This window comes from Cupriavidus sp. 05N38 (assembly GCF_056397345.1).
The window spans coordinates 39606-65373 of record NZ_JBFTNF010000017.1; the positions used below are offsets into that span (position 1 = coordinate 39606).

General features: G+C 65.8%; 18 protein-coding genes and 1 other RNA gene. 7 read left to right on the forward strand and 12 right to left on the reverse strand.

The genetic code is table 11. The annotated features are described in order from the left end of the window. Positions 1 to 155: 155 nt before the first annotated feature. From AC1DK4_RS14865 to gyrA, 10 genes are all read right to left on the reverse strand, one after another. Positions 156 to 638, reverse strand: coding sequence for an integration host factor subunit beta (locus AC1DK4_RS14865; RefSeq protein ID WP_441612521.1), 483 nt, complete (start codon positions 636 to 638; stop codon positions 156 to 158). Between the two features lie 30 nt (positions 639 to 668). Further along, positions 669 to 2363, reverse strand: a complete 1695-nt coding sequence (gene rpsA, locus AC1DK4_RS14870; RefSeq protein ID WP_006158411.1) for a 30S ribosomal protein S1 — start codon at positions 2361 to 2363, stop codon at positions 669 to 671. A gap of 146 nt (positions 2364 to 2509) precedes the next feature. Next, complete coding sequence (gene cmk, locus AC1DK4_RS14875) at positions 2510 to 3172, reverse strand: (d)CMP kinase (RefSeq protein WP_441612522.1); 663 nt, start codon at positions 3170 to 3172, stop codon at positions 2510 to 2512. A 198-nt stretch (positions 3173 to 3370) separates the two neighbouring features. Next, positions 3371 to 4675, reverse strand: coding sequence for a 3-phosphoshikimate 1-carboxyvinyltransferase (aroA, locus tag AC1DK4_RS14880; protein ID WP_441612523.1), 1305 nt, complete (start codon positions 4673 to 4675; stop codon positions 3371 to 3373). 94 nt (positions 4676 to 4769) lie between these two features. Next, positions 4770 to 5678, reverse strand: coding sequence for a prephenate dehydrogenase (locus AC1DK4_RS14885; RefSeq protein ID WP_441612524.1), 909 nt, complete (start codon positions 5676 to 5678; stop codon positions 4770 to 4772). 124 nt (positions 5679 to 5802) lie between these two features. Further along, positions 5803 to 6918 carry a histidinol-phosphate transaminase gene (gene hisC, locus AC1DK4_RS14890; RefSeq protein ID WP_441612526.1) on the reverse strand — a complete coding sequence of 372 codons (1116 nt, stop codon included), beginning with the start codon at positions 6916 to 6918 and terminating at the stop codon, positions 5803 to 5805. A gap of 45 nt (positions 6919 to 6963) precedes the next feature. Further along, positions 6964 to 8103: a prephenate dehydratase gene (gene pheA / locus AC1DK4_RS14895; protein WP_441612527.1), complete on the reverse strand. Its 1140-nt coding sequence runs from the start codon at positions 8101 to 8103 to the stop codon at positions 6964 to 6966. 143 nt (positions 8104 to 8246) lie between these two features. Beyond that, the gene (serC, locus tag AC1DK4_RS14900) at positions 8247 to 9407 is read right to left on the reverse strand and encodes a 3-phosphoserine/phosphohydroxythreonine transaminase (RefSeq protein ID WP_477131611.1); all 1161 of its coding nucleotides are present in this window, start codon (positions 9405 to 9407) and stop codon (positions 8247 to 8249) included. A gap of 109 nt (positions 9408 to 9516) precedes the next feature. Beyond that, complete coding sequence (locus tag AC1DK4_RS14905; protein WP_441612529.1) at positions 9517 to 10080, reverse strand: DUF2059 domain-containing protein; 564 nt, start codon at positions 10078 to 10080, stop codon at positions 9517 to 9519. Positions 10081 to 10161: 81 nt separating this feature from the next. Then, on the reverse strand, positions 10162 to 12870 hold the full coding sequence (gene gyrA, locus AC1DK4_RS14910; RefSeq protein ID WP_477131612.1) for a DNA gyrase subunit A: 2709 nt from the start codon (positions 12868 to 12870) through the stop codon (positions 10162 to 10164). A 458-nt stretch (positions 12871 to 13328) separates the two neighbouring features. Here gyrA and ompA point away from each other — a divergent pair, with 458 nt between their 5' ends. The 5 genes from ompA (at position 13329) to AC1DK4_RS14935 (ending at position 17360) form a co-directional block, all read left to right on the forward strand. Next, a complete protein-coding gene (gene ompA, locus AC1DK4_RS14915; RefSeq protein ID WP_441612531.1) occupies positions 13329 to 13988 on the forward strand; it encodes an outer membrane protein OmpA in 660 nt (219 codons plus the stop codon). 110 nt (positions 13989 to 14098) lie between these two features. Further along, positions 14099 to 14848 carry a bifunctional 2-polyprenyl-6-hydroxyphenol methylase/3-demethylubiquinol 3-O-methyltransferase UbiG gene (gene ubiG, locus AC1DK4_RS14920; protein WP_441612532.1) on the forward strand — a complete coding sequence of 250 codons (750 nt, stop codon included), beginning with the start codon at positions 14099 to 14101 and terminating at the stop codon, positions 14846 to 14848. A gap of 2 nt (positions 14849 to 14850) precedes the next feature. After that, complete coding sequence (gene gph / locus AC1DK4_RS14925) at positions 14851 to 15525, forward strand: phosphoglycolate phosphatase (protein WP_441612533.1); 675 nt, start codon at positions 14851 to 14853, stop codon at positions 15523 to 15525. 76 nt (positions 15526 to 15601) lie between these two features. After that, positions 15602 to 15960, forward strand: a transfer-messenger RNA (tmRNA) gene (gene ssrA / locus AC1DK4_RS14930). Positions 15961 to 16502: 542 nt separating this feature from the next. Further along, the gene (locus tag AC1DK4_RS14935; RefSeq protein WP_441612534.1) at positions 16503 to 17360 is read left to right on the forward strand and encodes a hypothetical protein; all 858 of its coding nucleotides are present in this window, start codon (positions 16503 to 16505) and stop codon (positions 17358 to 17360) included. A gap of 43 nt (positions 17361 to 17403) precedes the next feature. On the opposite strand, the gene AC1DK4_RS14940 is transcribed toward AC1DK4_RS14935, so the two are convergent. Together AC1DK4_RS14940 and AC1DK4_RS14945 are read right to left on the reverse strand one after the other, a co-directional pair. Continuing rightward, positions 17404 to 17922, reverse strand: coding sequence for a cyanophycin metabolism-associated DUF1854 family protein (locus tag AC1DK4_RS14940; RefSeq protein ID WP_441612535.1), 519 nt, complete (start codon positions 17920 to 17922; stop codon positions 17404 to 17406). Between the two features lie 13 nt (positions 17923 to 17935). Continuing rightward, positions 17936 to 20227, reverse strand: coding sequence for a cyanophycin metabolism-associated ABC transporter (locus tag AC1DK4_RS14945; protein WP_477131613.1), 2292 nt, complete (start codon positions 20225 to 20227; stop codon positions 17936 to 17938). Between the two features lie 237 nt (positions 20228 to 20464). Between AC1DK4_RS14945 and cphA (AC1DK4_RS14950) the strand changes: the two genes are divergently transcribed. Together cphA (AC1DK4_RS14950) and cphA (AC1DK4_RS14955) are read left to right on the forward strand one after the other, a co-directional pair. Further along, entirely contained in the window at positions 20465 to 23101 is a 2637-nt protein-coding gene (gene cphA / locus AC1DK4_RS14950; protein ID WP_477131614.1) for a cyanophycin synthetase, read from the forward strand. 41 nt (positions 23102 to 23142) lie between these two features. Then, positions 23143 to 25716, forward strand: a complete 2574-nt coding sequence (cphA, locus tag AC1DK4_RS14955; RefSeq protein ID WP_441612538.1) for a cyanophycin synthetase — start codon at positions 23143 to 23145, stop codon at positions 25714 to 25716. The last annotated feature ends 52 nt before the right edge of the window (positions 25717 to 25768 follow it).

Consider the following 25768-nt stretch of genomic DNA (forward strand, 5'->3'; position numbering starts at 1 on the left):
GCGGCTATCAGGGCAGTCCCCGGTGGATTTCCGGCATTGTAGCGGAATCGCCTCGTGCCAACGGTAACGTCTTGTATGCCCACACAATGAAAAAGCGCCCCGATAAGGGGCGCTTTCTCGACTATCCAGGCATGTTGCGAGCGAATCGCAGCAAATCAGGACCGGGCCAGCTTCAGCCCGGCATCCTCGTGCAGCGCACCGCCGGCAACCGTCGCCGGCTTGGACTGGACATGCGTTGCCGCATGTGCCGCCCCAGGCGCGGCGCCGTGGCCGTTGCCGTTGGCGATGCCATTGCCGTTGCCGACGTGACTCCCGTTGGCAATGGCACCGGCACCACCGTTACCGGCCTGTGGCACCGGGCTGCGGTCGACCCGCTCGCGCAACTCCTTGCCCGCCTTGAAGTGCGGCACCCGTTTCTCGGGCACCAGCACACGTTCGCCGGACTTGGGGTTGCGCCCCACGCGCGGCGGACGCCGGTTCAGACCAAAACTGCCGAATCCGCGAATCTCGATTCGGTGGCCGTCGGCCAACGCTTCGGACATCGCATCGAGGATCGTCTTCACCGAGATGTCCGCATCCCGCAGCAACAACTGCGGGAACCGGGCAGCCAGTTTTTCGACAAGCTCGGACTTGGTCATGGGCATCCGCTGGCAGGAGTGAACCAATGCTTACTGGTTGTCCTGGCCGAGCTTGGCCTTCAGCAGCGCGCCCAGGTTGGTCGTGCCAGCCGTGCCGGTGTCAGCCGCGAACTTTTGCATCGCTTCTTGCTGCTCGACGTTGTCCTTGGCCTTGATCGACAGGTTGATGTTGCGCGACTTGCGGTCGACGTTCACAACCAGAGCGGTGATCTGCTCGCCTTCCTTCAGCACGTTGCGGGCGTCTTCCACGCGGTCAGCCGAGATCTCGGATGCGCGCAGGTAGCCTTCGACGTCATCAGCCAACTGCACCACGGCGCCCTTGGCATCAACCGTCTTGATCGTGCCGTTGACCAGGGAACCCTTGTCGTTGGCCGAGATGAAGTTGTTGAACGGATCGCCCGACAGCTGCTTGATACCCAGCGAGATGCGTTCCTTGTCGACGTCGATGCCCAGAACCACGGCTTCCACTTCGTCGCCCTTCTTGTACTTGCGCACGGCTTCTTCGCCGGTTTCTTGCCAGGACAGGTCGGACAGGTGCACCAGGCCGTCGATGCCACCGGGCAGGCCGATGAACACGCCGAAGTCGGTGATCGACTTGATCTGGCCGCCCAGCTTGTCGCCCTTCTTGTGGTTACGGCTGAAATCGTCCCACGGATTGGCCTTGCACTGCTTCATGCCCAGGCTGATACGACGCTTGTCTTCGTCGATATCCAGAACCATGACTTCGACTTCGTCGCCCAGCTGGACAACCTTGGACGGAGCAACGTTCTTGTTGGTCCAGTCCATTTCCGACACGTGCACCAGGCCTTCGATGCCGGCTTCGATCTCGACGAACGCGCCGTAGTCGGTCAGGTTGGTCACCTTGCCGAACAGGCGGGTGCTTTGCGGGTAACGACGCGAGATGCCGACCCACGGATCTTCGCCCAGCTGCTTCACGCCCAGCGAGACGCGGTTCTTCTCTTGGTCGAACTTGAGGATCTTGGCGGTGATTTCCTGGCCAACCGACAGCACTTCGCTGGGGTGACGCACACGACGCCATGCCAGGTCGGTGATGTGCAGCAGGCCGTCGATGCCACCCAGGTCCACGAACGCGCCGTAGTCCGTGATGTTCTTGACGATACCGTTGACGATGGCGCCTTCCTTCAGGGTTTCCATCAGCTTCTGGCGCTCTTCGCCCAGGGTCGCTTCCACGACAGCGCGGCGCGACAGCACCACGTTGTTGCGCTTGCGATCCAGCTTGATGACCTTGAATTCCAGGGTCTTGCCTTCGTACGGCGTGGTGTCCTTGATCGGACGCACGTCGACCAGCGAGCCCGGCAGGAACGCGCGGATGCCGTTGACCATGACGGTCAGGCCGCCCTTGACCTTGCCCGTGACCGTGCCCGAGATGATCTCGCCGTCTTCCAGCGCCTTCTCGAGGTTCAGCCACGATGCCAGGCGCTTGGCCTTGTCGCGGGAGAGGATGGTGTCGCCATAGCCGTTCTCGAGCGCGTCGATGGCCACGGAGACGTAGTCGCCGGCCTGCACTTCGAGTTCGCCCTGGTCGTTCAGGAACTCCTCCACCGGCACAAAGGCTTCCGATTTGAGGCCGGCGTTGACGACCACGAAGTTGTGGTCGATGCGCACGACTTCAGCGGAAATCACTTCGCCAGCCTTCATATTGGAGCGGGCGACGGATTCCTCGAACAGTGCGGCAAAGGATTCGTTAGTTTGCAGGTCGGACATAAACTTGAGTATCAATCCGCAGTACTCGGGCCGGCGCGAGGATCGCGCACAGTCTGCCAGGGCAGCGGGGTCAGGTTGGACAACACCGGCAGGTCCGCTCGGGCGGGCGCTGCCGGCACTTCAGTGCGAAGTGGTCAGGGCGCGGGTCAGGAACCCTGCACCGCAAACCACTGCAGCACTTGCGCCACCGCCTGATCCACCGTCATGTCGGAGGTATCGAGCAGTTTTGCATCCGTTGCGGGACGCAGCGGCGCGGCCGTGCGGGTGCGATCCCGCAGGTCGCGCGACTCGAGGTCACGCAAAAGGTCTTCGATATTAGCAGAAATTCCCTTATCAATCAATTGTTTATAGCGCCGGCGAGCGCGCGCCTCGACACTTGCGGTCAGGAATACCTTCAGGCGGGCGTCCGGGAAAATCACGGTGCCCATGTCGCGCCCGTCGGCGACAAGCCCGGGCAGCTTGCGAAAGCCCCGCTGCAGCGCCGTAAGCGCATCGCGCACCGGCTGATGCACGGCGATGGCCGAGGCGCGGTTGCCGGTCGCCTCGGCGCGCAGGGCCAGGCTGACCTCCTCGCCACTGAGCCAGACCCGGTCCGGGCCGAACTTGACATCGAGGTGGGCAGCCAGCCTTGCAAGCGCCTCGATGTCCTGTATATCGATGCCTGCACGCTCGCTGGCGAGCGCCACAAGGCGATACAAGGCCCCGCTGTCCAGCAAGTGGAAGCTGAGCGCATCGGCCACCTTGTGCGCTACGGTGCCCTTGCCAGAGGCAGTGGGCCCGTCGATTGTGATGACGTCGACAATAGTCATTGCTTATTGAAACAGAACAAAAAATTGAATACTTAAATCAGAACGGGAATTCGCCACGACAAGTCCTCCTTGTCCTTCGTCCGCGCGCAGGCGGCATCGTTCACACCGCAATTCCATACTGTGGCGCATTCCGCGCCCGGCCGCTACTGGGGCAGGCGCGCATGCGCGTATGCGGGCCTCCCGGCCCGCGCCGGGTGATCAGCGCGCCACCGTGGCGAACACGTCGAAGTAGTCCGGGAAGGTCTTGGCCACGCAACCCGGCTCGTTGATGCGTACCGGCAGCGGCCCGAACGCGGCCAGCGAAAAGCACATCGCCACGCGGTGGTCGTCATAAGTGTCGATACCGGCCGCCGGCGTCAGCCACTGGGTCGGTGGCGTCACTTTCAGGTAGTCCGCGCCCTCCTCCACCTCCGCGCCGAGCTTGCGCAACTCGATGGCCATGGCGCTGATGCGGTCGGTTTCCTTGACCCGCCAGCTGGCGATATTGGTCAGCGTGGTCGGGCCGTCGGCAAACAGCGCAGCCACCGCCAGCGTCATGGCGGCGTCGGGAATGTGATTGCAGTCGAGTTCGATGCCGCGCAGGCGGCCATCGTCACGCTCGGTGCCGCGCACCTCGATCCAGTTGGCGCCGGCCATGACATTGGCGCCCATGCGATTGAGCGCCTCGGCAAACTTCACATCCCCCTGGATGCTCGACATGCCCACGCCTTCCACGCGCAAGGGGCCGCCGCCGATGGCACCGGCGGCCAGGAAATACGACGCCGACGACGCATCGCCCTCGACGAAGATCTCGCCCGGCGAGCGATAGGCGGCACGCGCCGGAACGATAAAGCGCGACCAGCCTTCGCGCCTGACGTCGATGCCGAAGCGCGCCAGCAGGCTGAGCGTGATCTCGACATAGGGCTTGGAGATCAACTCGCCCACGATCTCGATCTCGATGGTGCCGGCGGCCGCGTCGGCCAGCGGCAACGTCATCAGCAGGGCCGTCAGGAACTGGCTGGAGACATCGCCGCGCACGCGGATGGGCGCATCGATGCGGATCTGGGCGGGCGAGATCTGCAGCGGCGGATAGCCCTCGGTCCCCAGGTAGTCGACCTTGGCGCCGATCTGGCGCAGGCCGTCGACGAGATCGCCGATCGGCCGCTCGTGCATGCGTGGCACGCCGGACAGCTTGTAGCTGCCGCCCTGCAGGGCCAGCGCCGCGGTCAGCGGGCGGATGGCGGTGCCCGCATTGCCCATGAACAGGTCCGCCGCCTTGCCGGGGAATTTGCCGCCCACGCCGCGCACCACGCACACGCCGTCTTCCTGGCGCCATTCCACGCCGAGCGTGCGCAGCGCCTGCAGCATCACGCGGGTGTCGTCGGAATCGAGCAGGTCGCATACGCGGGTCTCGCCCTCGGCGAGCGCCGCCAGCAGCAGCACGCGGTTGGAGATGCTCTTGGAGCCCGGCAGGCGAACCGTGCCAGAGGCGCGAGTGAGGGGACCGAGCGTGAGGTGTTCCATGGTCTGCAAGCGGGTTGGGCGACGGCCGTGCCGATGGCGGGCCGCCGTGGTGTGAATGACGCGAATGACGCGAAGGACGCGAAGGACGTGGCGGTCAGGGTTCGACGTTGACTGCAGGCGCACGCTGCGCGCCCCACTGAAGGCGGGCCTGGCTGGCACGCTGGAAGACGCGTTCAAGGCCCGCGCCGTCGCTTTTCTCGATCAGGGTCTTCAGGTGCGCGAGCATGGCCTGGTAGGTAGTCAGCTCGCTGAGCATCGCCTCGCGGTTGCCCACGCAGATGTCTCGCCACATTTCCGGGGAGGACGCCGCAATGCGCGTGAAGTCACGGAAACCGCCACCGGCGAAATCGAGCTTGAGCGCCGCGTCTTCGGCATTGGCCACCTGGGCGACCAGCGCGTACGACAGCAAATGCGGCAGATGGCTGACCGAGGCGAACACGGCGTCGTGCTGCACCGCAGACATCACATGGCAGAGCGCGCCCGCGGTCTCCCACATGGCGCGCACGGCGGCCACATCGAGGCGGGAGTTTTCCTGCAGCGGGCACAACACGACCCGCTTGCCGTCGTAGAGATCGGCCAGCGCGGCCTCGACTCCGTGCAGCTCGCGGCCGGCGATCGGATGCGCCGGCACGAATTGCGCTGCCTTGTCGCCCAGCGCGGTCTTGGCGGCCACGATCACATCGGACTTGGTGCTGCCCGCGTCGGTCACGATGGTGGCGGGCTCCAGGTGCGGCTCGAGTGCGTGCAGCAGCGCAAAGGTCTGCGCCACCGGCGCGCACAGCACGATCACGCTGGCGCCTTTGGCGGCTTCTTCCAGCGTCGCCGCCTCGTCGATCACGCCAAGCTTGAGGGCGCGCTCGAGCGCAGCCTGCGAGCGGCCCACGCCGACCACCGTGCCGACCGCGCCGGCCCGCTTGAGCGCAAGCGCGAGCGAGCCGCCGATCAGGCCGACGCCGACAATGACGACACGAGAAAAATAGGGGGCGGACGCAGGATCGGTCACGGGAATACGCTGCCAGGCACGAAAGTTCGGGAATCCGGCATTGTATCCGCTCCGCCCGGCATCGGCGCCGCCAAATGCGCGGGTGGCGGGCCGCGACGCGGGGACGGCGCCGGCCCGGGTGCCTTTACCTGAGCGCTTTTTCCAGCGCCGCGATGAAGGCGGCGTTCTCTTCGGGCAGGCCGATGGTCACGCGCAGCCACTTCGGCAGGTTGTAGTTGCCCACCGGGCGCACGATCACGCCCTGCCTGAGCAGCGCCAGGTTGACGCGCGCGCCGGCACCGTCGTCCTCGCCCACGCGCACCAGCACGAAGTTGCCCGAGGACGGCACGTATTGCAGGCCGAGCCGGTCGAACGCGGCCACCAGTTGCGCCTTGCCGGCGCGGTTCAGCTCGGCGCTGCGCTTGAGGAAGGCCGCATCGCCCAGCGCCGCGATCGCCGCCACCTGTGCGAGGCTGTTCACGTTGAACGGCTGGCGGACGCGGTTGAGCAGGTCGGTCAGCGCCGGCTGGGCCACCGCGTAGCCGACACGCAGGCCGGCCAGGCCGTAGGCCTTGGAGAACGTGCGCGACACCAGCAGGTTCGGATACCGGCGCACCCACGCGACCGAGTCGTACTGCTGCGCATCGTCCAGGTACTCGTTGTAGGCCTCGTCCAGCACCACGACCACGTCGGCAGGCACCTTGGCCAGGAACGCTTCGAGGGCGGCGGCCGGCAGGAAGGTGCCGGTCGGGTTGTTGGGGTTGGCGATGAAGACCAGGCGCGTATCCGGCGCGATGGCGGCAGCCATCGCGTCCAGGTCGTGGCCGAAGTCGCGCGCCTTGACCTCGATGGCGCGCGCGCCGACTTCCTGTGTGGCGAGCGCGTACACGGCGAAGGAGTGCTCGGCATAGACGATCGACTCGCCCGGCTTGACCAGCGCGTGCGCGGCGATTTCCAGGATGTCGTTGCTGCCGTTGCCCAGCGTGAGCCATTCCGTGTCTACGTCGAAGCGGGCCGACAATGCGGCCTTCAGCTCGAACCCGTTGGCGTCGGGGTAGCGGCCCAGCTCGCCCACCGCGGCAGCGATGGCGGCGCGCGCCGAATCGGGCATGCCAAGCGGGTTCTCGTTCGACGCCAGCTTGACGATGGCGGCCTCGTCCAGGCCAAACTCGCGCGCCACCTCGGAAATGGGCTTGCCCGCCACGTACGGGGAAATCGCACGCACGTAATCCGGACCGAATTGCTTGCCCTGCTCTGCCATATCGACTCCTCGCTGTTCGCTTTCTTGTTGCTCTGACGTGATGCCCTACCTGCTGGACGGGTACGAGCCCAGCACCTTGAAGTAAGCCGCATTGCGGCGCAGTTCCTCCAGCGCCCGCATCACCGCGGCGTCATGCTGGTGACCTTCCACGTCCACGTAGAAGTAGTATTCCCACGCGCCGCTGCGCGCCGGACGCGACTCGAAGCGGCACATCGACACACCGTTGTCGGCCAGCGGCGCGAGCAACTGGTACACCGCGCCGGCCTTGTTCGGCACCGACAGGATCATCGAGGTCTGGTCGCTGCCCGAGGGCTCGGTCTCGTAGCGCCCGATCACCGCGAAGCGCGTGCGGTTGTGCGGGTCGTCCTGGATATGCGTGCGCACCAGGTGCAGGTGGTAGCGGTTGGCCGCCGATTCGCCGGCAATCGCCGCCACCGTCGGGTCCTCGCTTGCCATGCGCGCGGCTTCCGCGTTGCTCGACACCGCCTGGCGCTCCAGGTGCGGGTAGTTCGCCGTGAGCCAGTGCTGGCATTGCGCCAGCGCCTGCGCATGGGCCCGCACCACGGTCACGCCCTTCATGTCCGGCGACGACGCCATCAGGTTGTGATGGACCTTGAGCGCAATCTCGCCGCTGATCTTCAGCGAGGTCTGCAGGAACAGGTCCAGCGTGCGCGACACCGCGCCCTCGGTGGAGTTCTCCACCGGCACCACGCCATACTCCACGGTGCCGGCTTCCACCGCGCGGAACACCTCGTCGATGCTCGGGCACGGCACGCCGCTCACCTCATGGCCGAAATGCGAGTACAGCGCCTGCTCGGAGAACGTGCCGGCCGGCCCCAGGAAGGCCACCTCGAGCGGCTTCTCGAGTCCGCGGCAGGCAGACATCACCTCGCGCCAGATCGATGCCACGCTTTCGTCGAGCAGCGGGCCGGGGTTGGCGCCCTGCACCTTGCGAATCACCTGCAATTCGCGCTCGGGACGGAACACCGGCGCGCCGTACTTTTTCTTGACCTCGCCCACGTCGAGAGCCAGTTGCGCACGGCGGTTCAGCATCGCGAGCAGTTCGCGGTCGAGCGTGTCGATCTGCTCGCGCAGCGGCGCCAGCTCGACGCCGAGCGCCTTGTCGGCAGCGGCATTGTCCTGCGGCGCCGCCTCCTGCGCGATGTGCTTGTCTTGATTTGTCATTGTATGGATCCGCTTCGCCACCTCATTGCGAAATGGCTCTGAAAATGGCCGGCTTGCGCGGTCTGCGCGCAGCCCTGCGCGATGGTGCCCGGCAGTGTGGCGGCGCCGCGCCACTGCCGCCGGGCAAGGTCACCGCATGAAAATCAAGCCGCGCTGCGCTCGAACTCGCGCATGTACTCGATCAGCGCCAGCACACCTTCGAGCGGCATGGCGTTGTACAGGCTGGCACGCATGCCTCCGACCGACTTGTGGCCCTTGAGCTGGACCAGCCCGTTGGCGCGCGCACCGGCCAGAAACGCATCGTTGCGCGACTCGTCGGCCAGGAAGAACGGCACGTTCATGCGCGAGCGGCTGCCCGGATCGATCTCGTTGCGATAGAACGCGCTCTGGTCCAGGAACTGGTACAGCGCGYSCGACTTGGCGATATTGCGCTGCTCGATSGCGCCYACSCCGCCCTGGGCCTTGAGCCACTTGAAGACCAGSCCGGCGATATAGATSGMRTAGGTCGGCGGCGTGTTGTACATCGAGTCATGCTCGGCCACCACGCGCCAGTTGAAGGCGGAGGGGCACAGCGGATGCGCGTGGCCCAGCAGGTCTTCACGCACGATCACGATGGTCACCCCGGCCGGGCCGATGTTCTTCTGCGCGCCGCCGTAGGCAACCTGGACGCGCGACCAGTCCACCGGGCGCGAGAGGATATGGCTGGAGACATCGGCCACCAGCACCGGTCCGCCATCGCGGCTCTGGCCGATATCGGGCACGTCCTGGAACTCGACGCCGTCGATGGTCTCGTTGGTGCAGAGATGCACGTAGGCCGCGTCGTCGGACAGCTTCCACTGGGACACGTCGGGAATGCGCGCGAACTTCTGCGCGGCACTGCTGGCGGCGATATTGACCTCGCCATAGCGGCGCGCTTCCTTCTCGGACTTCACCGACCAGCTGCCGGTCACGACGAAATCCGCCTTCGGACGCTCGGCGTCCACGCGGCGCATCAGGTTCAACGGCACGATGCCGTTCTCGCCGATGGCACCGCCCTGCAGGAACAGGATGCGGAAGTTCTTCGGCACATGCAGCAGTTCGCGCAGGTTGGCCAGGGCCTCGGCCTGGATGCCTTCGAACTCGCGGCTGCGATGGCTCATTTCCATCACCGAAACCCCGGTGCCGTGCCATGACAGCATTTCTTCGGCCGCCTGCATCAGCACTTCGGTCGGCAGCGCTGCCGGACCGGGCGAGAAGTTATAGACACGCTCGGCCACGGCGCGCTGCATCATGGCGGCAAGTGCGGGATTCTGGGGTTCGTTCATGGAATGAAAAATGGCTGCCGGTGTTAACCAAGCAGCCATTATCCCTCAAACCCGCGCCGCAATGGGCAGACGAGGACAGCGCCCCGCTCCCGCGGCCGGTTGCCCGGGCTTACTTCGCAGCAGCGGCGATTTCCTTCTCGGCGGCGTCGCGCATCGACTTGCCGACCTGCGGGCCGTACTTCTGCATCATCGAGCCCCAGATTTCCTGGGTGGCCTTGCCCTGGTTGGCCATGAACTTCTGTCCGGTAGCCGATTTCAGGAAGGTGGTCAGGTCACGGATTTCCTGCGCGCTGTAGTACTTGCCGAAGGCGTCGTAGTGCGCCTTCATGGCGTCGCTCTTGAAGCCGTCGGTCGAGAACGCCTGGCCGGCGCCATCCACCATGCGCTGCACCGCGCCGTTCTTCTTCAGCTTGTCGACCGCAGCCTGCTTCTGCTTGTCGTTGAGGGTCTTGTTGTCGACAAGTACCTGCTCCAGGACCATGGGCGCTTCCTGCTTGGCGCCCTGCTGCCAGTTGTCAGCCTGACCCTTGACGGCCTGGTCGGCCTGCATGACGGTCAGGAGCTCCTTGATGGCAGCGGTCTTGTCGGCGTCCTGGGCTTGCGCCGCGTTGGCCAGCATCATGGCCGGCACGAAGGCAGCCAGAACAGCGATACGTCGATAGGTCTTGAGCATTGTGACTCCCTGGTAAATATGTCCGTTTTAGTCCGACGGCCGGCAAACGAGTTCCGGCCAGCGGTTCAATGTTGCAACAACTTACGAATTCGATCCCGTGTCAGGCGTGCCTGCCTGGGTGCCGTCCGGCGCACCGGCCTGCTCGCCCGGCGCCGCGCCGTCAGCACCACTCGCCTCGGCCGCGTCGAGATCGTCACCCGCGACGCCGTTGTCGGCATCGCTCTCGACAATCCGCTGCAGACCCGACAGCTTGGTGCCTTCGTCCACATTGATCAGCGTGACGCCTTGCGTCGCGCGACCCATTTCACGGATCTCGGACACGCGTGTGCGGATCAGCACGCCGCCGGTCGTGATCAGCATGATCTCGTCGTCCGGCGACACCAGTGCGGCAGCCACCACACGGCCATTGCGCTCGCTGGTCTGGATCGCAATCATGCCTTTGGTGCCGCGGCCGTGTCGAGTGTATTCGGCAATCGGCGTACGCTTGCCGTAGCCGTTCTCGGTGGCGGTCAGCACGCTGCCGACGGTGCCGGCCTGGTCGCTGGTTTCGGCCGGCGCCACCAGCATGGCAATCACGCTCTGGCTGTCTTCCAGGTTCATGCCGCGCACGCCGCGTGCCTGGCGACCCATCGGACGCACATCGTTCTCGTCGAAGCGCACGGCCTTGCCAGCGTCGGAGAACAGCATCACGTCATGCTGGCCGTCGGTCACGGCCGCGCCGATGAGGTAGTCGCCCTCGTCCAGGTCGACAGCAATGATGCCGGCCTTGCGCGGGTTGGAGAACTCGGTCAGCGCGGTCTTCTTCACGGTGCCGCGGGCAGTGCCCATGAAGATGAAGTGCTCGGCGTCGAACTGGCGCACCGGCAGGATGACGTTGATCTTCTCGCCTTCGGACAGCGGGAACATGTTGACGATCGGCCGGCCGCGCGCATTGCGCGAACCCTGCGGCACCTCGTACACCTTGAGCCAGTAGAGCCGGCCGCGGTTCGAGAAGCACAGGATGTAGTCGTGCGTGTTCGCCACGAACAGCGTGTCGATCCAGTCGTCTTCCTTGGTGGTGGTAGCCAGCTTGCCGCGCCCGCCACGCTTCTGCGCGCGGTACTCGGAAATCGGCTGGCTCTTCATATAGCCGCTGTGGGACAGCGTCACCACCATGTCCTGCGGCGTGATCAGGTCCTCGGTATCGAGCTCGGTCGCGTTGAGCTCGATGTGCGAGCGGCGCAGGTCGCCGAACTCGGTGCGGATGGCGGTGAGCTCTTCGACGATGATGGTGCTGATCCGCTCGGGGCGCGACAGGATGTCGAGCAGGTCGGAGATCACCGCCATCACGTCGCGGTACTCCTGCACGATCTTGTCCTGCTCCAGGCCGGTCAGGCGCTGCAGGCGCATCTGCAGGATTTCCTGGGCCTGCGAATCGGACAGGCGGTACAGGCCGTCGGCCTGCATGCCGAAGATGGCGGGCAGGCCATCCGGACGATAAGAGGCACGGCCGCCCGGCGTATCGCCTTCGGCGCGCGCCAGCATCTCGCGCACCAGGCTCGAATCCCACGCCTTGTTCATCAGCCCTTGCTTGGCGATGGGCGGGGTGGGCGCAGCCTTGATGATGGCGATGAACTCGTCGATATTGGCCAGCGCAACCGCCAGGCCTTCCAGCACGTGGCCGCGCTCGCGCGCCTTGCGCAGCTCGAACACGGTGCGGCGGGTCACCACTTCGCGCCGGTGCGACAGGAAGCACTCCAGCATCTGGCGCAGGTTCAGCAGGCGCGGCTGGCCGTCGACCAGCGCCACCATGTTCATGCCGAAGGTGTCCTGCAGCTGGGTGTGCTTGTAGAGATTGTTGAGCACCACCTCCGGCACTTCGTTGCGCTTGAGCTCGATCACCACGCGCATGCCGGACTTGTCGGATTCGTCGCGGATATCCGAGATGCCCTCGACCTTCTTGTCGGTCACCAGCTCGGCGATGCGCTCGAGCAGCGTGCGCTTGTTGACCTGGTAGGGGAGCTCGTCGACGATGATCGCCTGGCGCTGGCCGCGGTCGATATCCTCGAAGTGCGTCTTGGCGCGCATCACCACGCGGCCGCGGCCGGTGCGGTAGCCCTCGCGCACGCCCTGGATGCCGTAGATGATGCCGGCGGTCGGGAAGTCCGGCGCCGGGATCAGCTCGATCAGCTCGTCCACCGTGGCCTGCGGATTACGCAGCAGGTGCAGACAGCCGTCGACGACCTCATTGAGATTGTGCGGGGGAATATTGGTGGCCATACCCACCGCGATACCCGACGAGCCATTAATCAGCAGATTGGGGATGCGCGCCGGCAGAATCAGCGGCTCATTTTCGGAGCCGTCGTAATTCGGCCCGAAATCGACAGTTTCCYTGTCGATGTCCAGCAGCATCTCGTGGGCAATCTTGGAAAGGCGGATTTCGGTATAACGCATCGCGGCGGCGTTATCACCGTCCACCGAGCCGAAATTACCCTGGCCATCGACCAGCATGTATCGCAGCGAAAAATTCTGCGCCATGCGGACGATCGTATCGTACACAGCGGTGTCGCCGTGGGGGTGATACTTACCAATCACGTCCCCCACGATACGCGCCGATTTCTTGTACGGCCGGTTCCAGTCGTTGTTAAGCTCATGCATCGCATAGAGCACACGCCGGTGTACCGGTTTCAGGCCATCCCGCACATCGGGAAGCGCGCGCCCGACAATCACGCTCATCGCGTAATCGAGATAGGAGCGGCGCATTTCCTCTTCTAGGGAGACCGGAAGGGTTTCTTTGGCGAATTGATCCATTGCGGCGTGGGTTATGCGGCGAATTTAAACAGAAGGCGCCCATGTGAATCGCCATTCGCCGGGACGGCGTCTGACAGCTGGGCAACGTGGCATTCTAACATGCCCGGCACCCCTCCCCCGCGGCTGCGGCAACCCCCGGTTCCGGGCCTCCGGCGGGGCCCGGAAGCGCCGCCCGGAAGCGGGACCAAAAACCTGCAAGCCCGGCCAGGCAAGGGTTTGCGGGCATCGCAAGGGCCATGTTGCACAAACACCACAGGCCTAAAACCCATTGATGGAATCGAATATATTTACTTCTTAGGAAACGACCCTTGTGGCACAATTCCCCAGCGAAGAGCCAGACATTGTTCGAAGTGGAGCATACACCGCATCGAGAATGTTATACTCCGAAGAATGTATGACTTGTTTCCGTCCATTTGCTCGCAGTAACCCTGCGGTGATCTCATCCTGAGAGGAGAAATATGAAAAAATTTGCCAAGCTCGCGCTCGTTGCAGCTACCGCAGTAATGGCTGCATCCGCTCAAGCCCAGTCCGTCCCCTACGAAAAGAAGGCTGTGAACGATAACTGGGGCAACGGTACGAGCGAGTACGTGTGGAAGAACGGCACGAACGAGCTCTGCTGGCGCGACAGTTCGTGGACCCCGGCCACGGCCAACGCCCTGTGCGACGGCGCCCTGGCTCCGGCGGTCGCTCCGGTAGCTCCGCCGCCGGCTCCGGTTGCTCCTCCGGTTGTTTCCAGCGAGAAGGTCACGTTCGCTGCTGACACCCTGTTCGATTTCGACAAGGCCGTGCTGAAGCCCGAAGGCAAGGCAAAGCTGGACGACCTGGGCTCCAAGCTGTCCGGCATCACCCTGGAAGTCATCATCGCCGTTGGCCACACCGACTCGTTCGGTTCGGACAAGTACAACGATCGCCTGTCGATCCGCCGTGCTGAAGCCGTCAAGGCCTATCTGGTGAGCAAGGGCGTGGAAGCCAACCGTGTCTACACGGAAGGCAAGGGCAAGCGTCAGCTGAAGGTTGACCCGAAGTCGTGCAAGGGCAACCGCAAGGCGCAAATCGCCTGCCAGCAGCCGAACCGCCGCGTGGAAGTCGAAGTGGTCGGCACCCGCAGCGCACGTTAATCGGATTCTTTCCGATGAAGAAAAGCCCAGCGCAAGCTGGGCTTTTTTTTTGATACAGTGCAGCATACCCTCCGCTTTCTCGCTGCCGCACCGGCCGCGCGCCAAACCCCATGACGCAGATCTCCCCGCCGCACCACCCGACCGTTGAAACCACCCTGCTCGGCAAGAATGCCGACGCCCGGGAAATCGACAAGTTCAGCGAACTGGCCCACCGCTGGTGGGACCCGGAAAGCGAGTTCAAGCCGCTGCACGAACTCAATCCCCTGCGCCTGGACTGGATTGACGGCATTGCCGGGCTGAACGGCAAGCAGGTGCTGGACATCGGCTGTGGCGGCGGCATCCTGGCCGAGAGCATGGCGCGCAGCGGCGCCACCGTGCGCGGCATCGACCTGTCCACCAAGGCGCTGCGGGTTGCCGACCTGCACAGCCTGGAGTCCGGCGTATCCGTGACTTACGAGGAGATCGCCGCCGAAGCGCTTGCCGCGCGCATGCCCGCCAGCGTCGACGTGGTGACCTGCATGGAGATGCTCGAACATGTGCCCGACCCGCAGTCCATCGTGCGCGCCTGCGCCACGCTGGTGCGGCCCGGCGGCACGGTGTTCTTCTCCACCATCAACCGCAACCTCAAGGCCTACCTGCTGGCCGTGGTCGGCGCCGAATACGTGCTCAAGATGCTGCCGCGCGGCACGCACGACTACGACAAGTTCATCACGCCGTCGGAACTGGCGCGCTACGCCCGCAATGCGGGCCTGGAGCTGATCGAGATGCGCGGCATGAGCTACAACCCGCTGACCCAGGTCTATTCGCTGGGCCGCGACACCGACGTGAACTACCTGATGGCATTCCGCCGGCCCGCCTGAACATGCAGACATTCGACGCAGTCTTCTTCGATCTCGACGGCACCCTTGCCGACACCGCCCCCGATCTCGCCGCGGCGGCCAACCGGCTGGTCACCGAGCACGGTCGCCCGCCCGTGGCTTATGAAAAGCTCCGCCCGGTGGCATCGCACGGCGCACGGGGCCTGATCGGCGCGGCCTTCGGCAAGAGCCCCGCCGACCCCGAGTTTCCCGCCTTGCGCGATACCTTCCTCGACTACTACGAGGCGGATATCGCCGTGCATACCCATCTCTTCGAAGGCATGGGCGAGGTGCTGGACGCGCTCGAGGCGGCCGGCATCCGCTGGGGTATCGTCACCAACAAGATCACCCGCTTCACCGCCCCGCTGGTGGCCGCGATTGGCCTGGCGCCGCGCGCCTCGGCCGTGGTCAGCGGCGACACCACGCCGCACGCCAAGCCTCATCCCGCCCCGCTGCTGCACGCCGCTGAAGTCAGCGGCGTCGCGCCGGCGCGCTGCGTGTATGTCGGAGACGACCTGCGCGACATCCAGGCCGGCAAGGCGGCCGGCATGGCCACCATCACGGCCGCCTACGGCTATTGCGGCGAAGGCGAGCCGCCCGAAGAATGGGGCGCCGATTATCTGGTGCGCCATCCGAGCGAACTGATCGCCCTGCTGACACCGGCCGCGCGGCGCCGATAGAGACGACGCGCCGCGTGCGGGACAACACGCCGGGTCGACAACGGAGTACAATTCCACTCCTTGACACTGTTCACACGGGGCCGACCTGGTTTCGACGTGGGTTACAAAGCAGTGGAGGGCATACCGAGGACCCGTCACCTCGTTAATCAATGGGAATGCAATAACTGCTAACGACGAACGTTACGCACTGGCCGCTTAATTGCGGCCGTCCTCGCACTGGCTCGCTGACGGGCTAGAGTCGCAAGACTACGCGAGGTCATTTACGTCAGATAAGCCCCAGGTGAGTCACGAACCCGGGGACGAAAATCTAGTGACTCGTCGTTGTAGAGCGTGTTCGTCCGCGATGCACCGGTTAAATCAAATGACAGAACTAAGTATGTAGAACTCTCTGTGGAGGGCTTGCGGACGCGGGTTCGATTCCCGCCGGCTCCACCAATATTCGATTCCGGTTATTGCCGGGATCATGCAAAACCCCGAGGATCGTATCCCCGGGGTTTTATTTTTTGGGGCCGACATAATCGGGGGCCATGGTAGACGCCATATCGGGGCCCATATCCGGCCCCATATCTGGCACCCCGTGTCCGGCACCCTATCGTGCCGGCATCATGTCGCAGGCCATCGCGCACCGCCGCCCGCGGCGCCGAAAATTTCCCAGCACAATGAGAGTCGTCTGATTCACATTTGCTGGCGAAGGGGGCATGATCTCCCCAGGCCATCCCGGCATACCAGCCGGGTCGGCCTTCCGGCCTGCCTTAAACCGGCCGTTCCGGAGCATCCCTCCAGCGCCCGCCTGCCTCATCCAGTGCGGGCGCCTTTCTTTTGGCCGACGCCGCACGAAAATGGCGGCGCCCTGCCGGTCCGTCCCCTATCCCCCGCCTTCGCCGGCAAATTGTAATCATCTGTTACAGTCGATATTTTTTTCGACCGGCTGGCGGCGTCGGCTTTGCCCCGGCACACAGGAACGGGCAACGGACAACATGAAGAGAATCTTCGGGGCTGCAGGGATCGCGCTGACCCTCGCAGGATGTGGCGGATCGGGCGACAACGATAGCGGGCTGGCGGTGGTACGCACGCCCCCGGCCGCCACGACGACCCCGACCACGCCCACCACGCCGGCCGTGCCGGCAGCACCTGATACCAATGCCATCGGCACGGGCATCTTCAACGGCTTTACCCCGGATGGGCAGCGGGTCAATGTGCTCGTGCTCGACGAGAACGCCTTCTACATCTTCTACTCGTCCCCGGGCGTACCCGACGTACCGATGGGCGTCATCACCGGCAACTACAGCACCAACGCCGATACGCTCACCACCAACAACAACGGGCTCGACTTCAATCTCGAGGCTGCCGGCTACAACCTCGCGGCAGCCGATTTCACCGGCCGCTTCGTGCCCAGTTCGCTGATGCAGACGCAGCTGACCTACCGCAACGCCCGCAAGACATCGTTCACCGCCAACTACAGCACCGACTACAACTACATCGCCACCGTCGACGGGCTGCAAGGCGACTACGCGGGCAATGCGGTGGCACTCGACACCACCGGCATGCGTTCGGACGGCATCGCCATGCATATCGATGCCACGGGCAACATCACTGTCAGCGCCGGCGCGGGCTGCACCTTCACCGGCACCGCGACGCCACGGCGCCAGGGCAAGGTCTACAACGTGAACCTGCAGTTCGGCGCGGCGCCGTGCCGCTATCCGAATACGACCATGACGGGTATCGCCTACTACGATCCGACCACCACGCACAGCCTGCCGACCCTGGGCCAGCTCTACCTGTTCGCCATGCGCGCAGACCGCCAGGCCGGCGTGATCTTCACCGGCAAGCATTGAGCGCCAGCTGCCGGCCGCATGCACGGCGCCGCGGGCGGCGCGCTCAGAGGAAGCGGTCGAGTATCTTGCGGCTGGCCTTGTCCAGGCCGGTGAGGTTGCGTACCAGGTAGTGGATGCCGTGGCTGTCGGAGATCAGCAGCGTGGAGCCGGCCAGGCGGCGGATGTCTTCTTCGCCGCGCAGCACCAGCGAGGTGATGCCGCGATCGGTTTCGACTTCCCAGGTACTGGGCGTGGCGAACGTCGACACCGAACGGATGCGGCGGATCTCGGGCATGAATTCGCGGCTGGCCAGTTCGGCCTCGATCAGCTCGCGCAGCGGCGCGGGCAAGCTGTCCAGGCGCGGCAGCCAGGCCAGCTCGCGGCCATCGGTACTGATCATGCCCACGCCGTCGTCGGGCGCGGCAATGGGGAACGCGCGCACGGGTACCACGCCTTCGTGCACGACACCGTCCGCCATGGTCATCACCAGGCGGCCGAAGGCATTGCGGGAGAGCTTGAAATCGACTTGTTGAACGGCTTGTTGAACGGCGTGTTGATCGTTTTGCTGCTCGTGTTTCTGCATGAGTGCCGCCTGCTTACACGTTGACCGCTTCGGCGGTATCGAGATCCTGGTCCGCGTCGGTGTCGACATTGCGGGCCTGCGCCTGGTAGAGCTTGTAGTAGGCGCCTTCGCGGGCCAGCAGCTCTTCGTGCCCGCCCACTTCCACGATCTGCCCGCGGTCCATCACCACCAGCCGGTCCGCCTTGCGCAACGTGGAGAGGCGGTGCGCGATGGCGATGGTAGTGCGGCCCTGCACCAGGTTGTCCAGCGCCTTCTGGATCTCCTTCTCGGTGGCGGTATCCACCGACGAGGTGGCCTCGTCCATGATCAGGACGCGCGGGTTGATCAGCAGCGCGCGCGCGATCGAGATGCGCTGGCGCTCGCCGCCGGACAGCGCCTGCCCGCGCTCGCCCACCAGCGAATCGTAGCCGTGCGGCAGGCGCAGGATGAATTCGTGCGCGTGGGCCGCGCGCGCGGCGCCGATGATTTCCTCGCGGGTCGCGCCCGGCTTGCCGTAGGCGATGTTCTCGGCAATCGTGCCGAAGAACAGGAACGGCTCCTGCAGCACCAGCCCGATATGGCGACGGAACTCCGACACCGGCAGCGAGCGGATATCCACGCCGTCSACGCGGATCGCCCCYTCGGASACRTCRTAGAARCGGCAGATCAGRTTGACCAGCGTGCTCTTGCCSGAWCCGCTGTGMCCCACCAGGCCGATCATCTCGCCCGGCKSGATCGACAGGTTGAGCCCGCGGATCACGGCACGGTTGCCATAGCGGAAGCCCAGGTCGCGCAGCTCGATTGCGCCTTCCACGCGCTCCAGGTGCACCGGACGCACCGGCTCCGGCACGCTCGATACATGGTCGAGGATGTCGAAGATGCGCTTGGCGCCCGCGGCCGCCTTCTGCGTGACCGAGACAATGCGGCTCATCGAATCCAGGCGCGTGTAGAAGCGGCTGATATAGGTCAGGAAGGCCACCAGCACGCCGACCGTGATGGCGTTATGCGACACCTGCCAGATGCCGAAGATCCACACCACCAGCAGGCCGATCTCGGTGAGCAGCGTGACGGTCGGCGTGAACACCGACCATACCGCGTTGACGCGGTCGTTGATCGCCAGGTTGTGTCGGTTGGCCTCGCGGAAACGCTCCACTTCGCGCTTTTCCTGGGCGAAAGCCTTCACCACGCGGATGCCCGGGATGGTATCGGCCAGCACGTTGGTGATCTCGGACCAGATCCGGTCGATCTTCTCGAAGCCGTGGCGCAGGCGGTCGCGCACCAGGTGGATCATCCACGCGATGAACGGCAGCGGCACCAGCGTCACCAGCGCCAGCCACGGATTGATGGAAATCAGGATGGCCGCCGTCATGACGATCATCAGCACGTCGGTGGCGAARTCSAGCAGATGCAACGACAGGAACACGCAGATSCGGTCGCTCTCCGAGCCGATGCGGGCCATCAGGTCGCCGGTGCGCTTGCCGCCGAAATACTCCAGCGACAGGCGCAGCAGGTGTTCGTAGGTGGTGGTGCGCAGGTCGGCGCCGATGCGCTCGGATACGCGCGCCAGCAGGTAGGTGCGCGCCCATCCCAGGCTCCACGCCACCAGCGCGGCGCCCAGCAGGCCGGCCAGGTAGAGCTTGACCCGGTCATGGTCGATCGGCACGCCGTTCTGGTACGGAATCAGGACATTGTCCATCAGCGGCATGGTCAGGTACGGCGGCACCAGCGTGGCGGCCGTCGACAGCAGCGTCAGCAGGAAACCGGCCAGCAATTCGAAGCGGTACGGCCGGGCAAAGCGCCACAAACGCAGCAGTGCCCACGTCGAAGGCGGCGTTTCCAGGTCGCGGCTACATTGCGGACATTGTTCGTCGTCCGGCGCCAGCGGCGCCTTGCAGGTCGGGCAGATGTTCTCGGTCTCGGCACCGGCCAGCCCCAGCCGGCCCGATTGCGTGAGGTCGCGCTGGGCATGGAACTGGTCGATCAGGCGCAGCGCGGCCGGGTTGTGGCCCAGCGTGTAGCGCCAGCTGGCCAGCACCCGCCCGGCGCCCTGCAGTTCGAGCGTGCCGACGCCGGCATGATCGATGTGATGCAGCGATAATCCGGCCTCGATGGCCCATTCCTGCCAGTCATCCTGGCCCGGCGTGCGTGCCAGCAGACGACGATCCGTCACAAGTACCCAGCCTTGGGTAAAATGCAGCCTCGCGTCGAGATCCACCTCCAGCCAGGCCAGCACGGCCTCGCCGGGCACCAGGCGGGTGCCGAGTTCGTTGCGCCACGGTTCGTTCTGGGCGTCGGTATCAATCGCGGGCAAGGAAGGTCGGGTCATCGTTGGCACGGCATGCTGCGTCCCTGGCATGGACATAACTTGAAACAATTTAGGGCGGGCACGCTCTGGCGGCCCGTCAATTTGCCCGCAGTATACATAAGGCCAAACGCACGGGCGTCCTGATGCATTGCACAATCGCTTTTTAATCAAGAAAGTCAACCGGCTGACCGTTGTAACGTTAGTGAAAGGTTAGGCTTCTATTTCTCGGGCACTCGCCCACTGCCTCAAGCTAAATCAATGAAAAAGAAGGACATTGAGATTTTCGATGTCATGTCGCTGCGCGGCCCGAATATGTGGACATATCGGCCCGTGCTGGAGGCGTGGGTCGATATCGGGGAACTGGAGGATTTTCCCTCCAACACTATCCCGGGATTCTACGAACGCCTGTCGACCTGGCTGCCCTCGCTGATCGAGCACCGCTGCAGCATCGGCGAGCGCGGCGGGTTCCTCCAGCGCCTCAAGGAAGGCACCTGGCCGGGCCATATCCTGGAACACGTCACGCTTGAACTGCAGAACCTGGCGGGCATGCCCGGCGGCTTCGGCAAGGCGCGCGAGACCCCGATCCGCGGCGTCTACAAGGTGATCGTGCGGGCCTGGCACGAAGACGTCACCCGCGCCGCCCTGTTCGCCGCGCGCGACCTGGTGATGGCTGCCATCGAGGACCGTCCCTACGACGTCCAGGAGACCGTGGACCACCTGCGCCGCCTGGTCGACCGGCATTGCCTGGGCCCGAGCACCGCCTGCATCGTCGATGCCGCCGATGACCGCGACATCCCCGCCCTGCGCCTGTCCGAAGGCAACCTGGTGCAGCTCGGCTACGGCAGCCGCCAGCGCCGCATCTGGACCGCCGAGACCGACCGCACCAGCGCCATCGCCGAGAGCATCTCGCGCGACAAGGACCTGACCAAGAGCCTGCTCGAATCCTGCGGCGTGCCCGTGCCCGAAGGCCGCCTGGTGGAAAGTGCCGCCGACGCCTGGGACGCCGCCGAGGACATCGGCGTGCCGGTGGTGGTCAAGCCGTATGACGGCAACCACGGCCGCGGCGTGTTCACCAACCTGACCACGCGCGAAGAAGTCGAGACCGCCTATGCGGTGGCCATCGACGAAGGCAGCGGCGTCATCGTCGAGCGCTTCGTGCTCGGCAACGAACACCGCCTGCTGGTGGTGGGCGGCCGCCTGGTCGCCGCCGCCATGGGCGAGACCGCCAGCGTGACCGGCGACGGCAAGTCGACCATCGACGAGCTGATCGAGCTGCAGATCAATTCGGATCCGCGCCGCGGCAGCACCGAGGACCACCCGCTCAACAAGGTGCGCCTGGATTCCGCCGCGCGCCTCGAACTCAAGCGCCAGGGCTACGACGCCGCCTCCGTGCCGCCGGAAGGCAAGCACGTGCTGATCCAGCGCAACGGCAATGTCGCCTTCGACGTGACCGACCGCGTGCACCCGAGCGTGGCCGCGCATGCCTCGCTGGCCGCCCGCGTGGTGGGCCTGGACATCGCCGGCGTCGACCTGGTGGCGCAAGACATCTCGCGCCCGCTGGCCGAGCAGCGCGGCGCCATCGTCGAGGTCAATGCCGGCCCCGGCCTGCTGATGCACCTCAAGCCCTCCAACGGCGAAGCGCGCCCGGTCGGGCGCGCGGTGGTGGACCACCTGTTCCCCGCCGGCGAAGGCGACGACAACGGCCGCATCCCGGTGGTGGGCATCACCGGCACCAATGGCAAGACCGTGGTGGCCAAGCTGGTGGCGCGCCTGCTGCAACTGTCCGGCAAGCACACCGGCCTGGCCTGCAGCGACGGCCTCTACCTCGACCGCCGCCGGGTCGAAGGCGGCGATTGCGCCAACTGGGACGCCGCGCACCGCATCCTGATGAACCGCGCGGTCGATGCCGCCGTGCTCGAGAACGACAGCGGCGCCATCCTCTCCGAAGGCCTCGCCTATGACCGCTGCCAGGTCGGCGTGGTCACCAATATCGACGTGCCAGACCACCTCGGCCAGTACTACGTCGAGGAAGTCGAGAAGATGTACAACGTGCTGCGCACGCAGGTCGACGTGGTGCTCGACGGCGGCGTGGCCGTGCTCAACGCGCGCGACCCGCTGGTGGTCGAGATGGCCGAGCTGTGCGATGGCGACGTGATCTTCTTCGGCCTCTCGGCCGACCTGCCCGCCATCGCCGCGCACCGCGCGGCCGGCCGCCGCACCGTGTATGTGCGCGACGGCAAGGTGGTGCTGGCCACCGGCAGCCGCGAGACGCCGCTGACCGATGTCGCCGCCATCCCCCTGACCTATGCCGGGCGCGTGGCCTTCCAGGTCGAGAACGTGCTGGCGGCAGTGGCCACCGGCTGGGCGCTGGGCATCTCGCACGACCTGATCCGCGCCGGCGTGGTGACCTTCGACGTCGGCCAGGTGGACGTGCCGGGCCGCTTCACGCTGTTCGAGCGCAACGGCGCCATCGTGGTGATCGACGACGCCCACAACGCCCCCGCGCTGGAAGCGCTGGTGGCGGCGCTGGAGCGCTTCCCGACCGAACGCCGCGTGGTGGCGTACGGCGCCGGACTGCGGCGCCGCGACGAAGACATGGTCAAGCAGGGCAAGGTGCTGGGCGCCTCGTTCGACCGCGTCTTCCTGTGCGAGGACCGCTCCGTCGAGAGCCCCCTGCCCGATGCCGAGGCGCGCGCGCTGCTCAAGCAAGGCCTGTACGAAGGCCGCCGCGTGACCAAGATCATCGACGAAGGCTCGCGCCGCCAGGCCATCGAGGCCGCGCTCGCACAAGTGGTGGCCGGCGACCTGCTGGTCCTGCAGTGCGACGAAGGCTCGACCCTGCCGACGATCGACCTGGTCCACCAGTGGATGGGCCAGCCGGGCCGCCGCGCCTGATCCGGACCGCAGAAGAACGGATCCAAGAGGAAACTGATTTCATGGAAGTCTCACGTATCCGGGCCCTGCGCGGCCCCAACCTGTGGTGCCGCCACACCGCCATCGAAGCCATCGTTTCGTGTTCGGACGAGGCCCACACCCTGGCCCAGCTGCCTGGCTTCGAAGAGCGCCTGCGCGCGCGCTTTCCCGAAGTCGGTCCGCTGCGGCCCGACGACAACGAAGGCGTGGTGTCGCTGGCGCACGCGCTCGAATGCGCGGCGATGCGCCTGCAGGCCGAAGCCGGCTGCCCGGTCAGCTTCAGCCGCACCGCGCCCACGGTCGAACCCGGCACCTACCAGGTGGTGGTCCAGTACAGCGAGGAAGAAGTCGGCCGGCTCGCGCTGGAACTGGCCGCCACGCTGTGCCGCGCCGCGCGCGACGACATGCCCTTCGACCTTGCCGATGCGCTGCATCGCCTGCGCGAGCTCGACGAGGATGTGCGCCTGGGGCCGAGCACCGGCTCCATCGTCTATGCCGGCGTGGCTCGCGGCATCCCTTACCGCCGCCTGACCCAGGGCAGCATGGTGCAGTTCGGCTGGGGCAGCAAGCAGCGCCGCATCCAGGCTGCCGAGACCGACATGACCAGCGCGGTCTCGGAATCGATCGCGCAGGACAAGGACCTCACCAAGACCCTGCTGCACGCCGCCGGCGTGCCGGTGCCGCTGGGCCGCACCGTGACGGATGCCGACGAAGCCTGGGCCGCGGCCCAGGAAATCAACGCGCCGGTGGTGGTCAAGCCCCGCGACGGCAACCAGGGCAAGGGCGTGGCCGTGCGCATCCGCACCCGCGAGGAAGTCACCGCTGCCTTCGAGGTTGCCGCCGACATCAGCTCCGACGTGATCGTCGAGCGCTATATCCCCGGTCACGACTTCCGCCTGCTGGTGGTCGGCAAGCACCTGGTTGCCGCCGCCCGCCGCGATCCGCCGCAGGTCACCGGCGACGGCAGGCACACCGTGCGCGAACTGGTCGACGAGGTCAACCGCGACCCGCGCCGCGGCGAGGGCCACGCCACCTCGCTGACCAAGATCCGTTTCGACGATATCGCGCTGGCTACGCTGGCCAAGCAAAACCTGACCGCCGACTCGGTGCCGGCCAAGGGCACCCGCGTGGTCCTGCGCAACAACGCCAACCTGTCCACCGGCGGTAGCGCCACCGACGTCACCGACGACGTGCACCCCGACATGGCCGCGCGCGCCGTGGCCGCGGCGCAGATGGTCGGGCTCGATATCTGCGGCGTCGACGCAGTCTGCGAAACCGTGCTCAAGCCGTTCGAGGAACAGGCCGGCGGCATCGTCGAGGTCAACGCCGCGCCGGGCCTGCGCATGCACCTGCAGCCGTCCTACGGCAAAGGCCGCGCGGTTGGCGAAGCCATCATCTCCACCATGTTCGCCGACGGCGACGACGGCCGCATCCCGGTGGTGGCGGTGTCGGGCACCAATGGCAAGACCACCACGGTCCGCCTGATCACCCACCTGCTCGCCTCCAGCGGCCTGCGCATGGGCATGACGGGCACCGACGGCGTCTATATCAGGGGCGAGCGCATCGACACCGGTGACTGCAGCGGCCCGCGCAGCGCGCGCAATGTGCTGATGCACCCGGACGTGGACGCCGCCGTGTTCGAGACCGCGCGCGGCGGCCTGCTGCGCGAAGGCCTGGCCTTCGACCGCTGCGACGTCGCCGTGGTCACCAATGTGGGCGAAGGCGATCACCTCGGCCTGTCCTACATCAGCACCGTGGAAGACCTGGCCGTGCTCAAGAGCGTCATCGTGCAGAACGTGGCGCCGCACGGCATGGCCGTGCTCAACGCGGCCGATCCCATGGTGGTGCGCATGGCCGATGCCTGCCCCGGCTCCGTGACCTTCTTCACCGCCGACACGAACAACCCCGTGATGGCCACGCACCGCGCGCAAGGCAAGCGTGTGGTGTTCGTCGAGGACGGCCATATCGTGGCCGCCGAGGGCGACACCCAGGTCCGCCTCGCGCTGTCCTCCATCCCGCTCACGCGCGGCGGCGCCATCGGCTTCCAGGTCGAGAACGCCATGTCGGCCACCGCGGCGGCATGGGCGCTCGGCATCGACTGGGAAGTGATCCGCCGTGGCCTGGCCACCTTCGTCAACGATGCGGCCACCGCCCCGGGGCGCTTCAATGTGTTCGACTACAAGGGCGCCACCCTGATCGCCGACTACGGCCACAACCCGGACGCCATCCAGGCCCTGTGCGACGCCATCGAAGGCATGCCGGCCAAGCGCCGCTCGGTGGTGATCAGCGGCGCCGGCGACCGCCGCGACGTCGACATCCGCCGCCAGACCGAAATCCTCGGCGGCGTGTTCGACCAGGTGGTGCTGTACCAGGACCAGTGCCAGCGCGGGCGGGAAGACGGCGAAGTGCTGGCCTTGCTGCGCGAAGGCCTGGAGGGCGCAAAGCGCGCCAGCGCGGTGCAAGAGATCCGGGGGGAATTCCTCGCCATCGATACCGCCCTGGAGCACCTGCAGCCCGGCGACCTGTGCCTGATCCTGGTGGACCAGGTGGAAGAGGCGCTTGACCATATCGCCAAGCGCATCGGCGAAGCGGCGTAGGGTGCACGGCACGCCTGCCCCTCTTTCATGAAATGGGAGAGGGGGAGAAAAA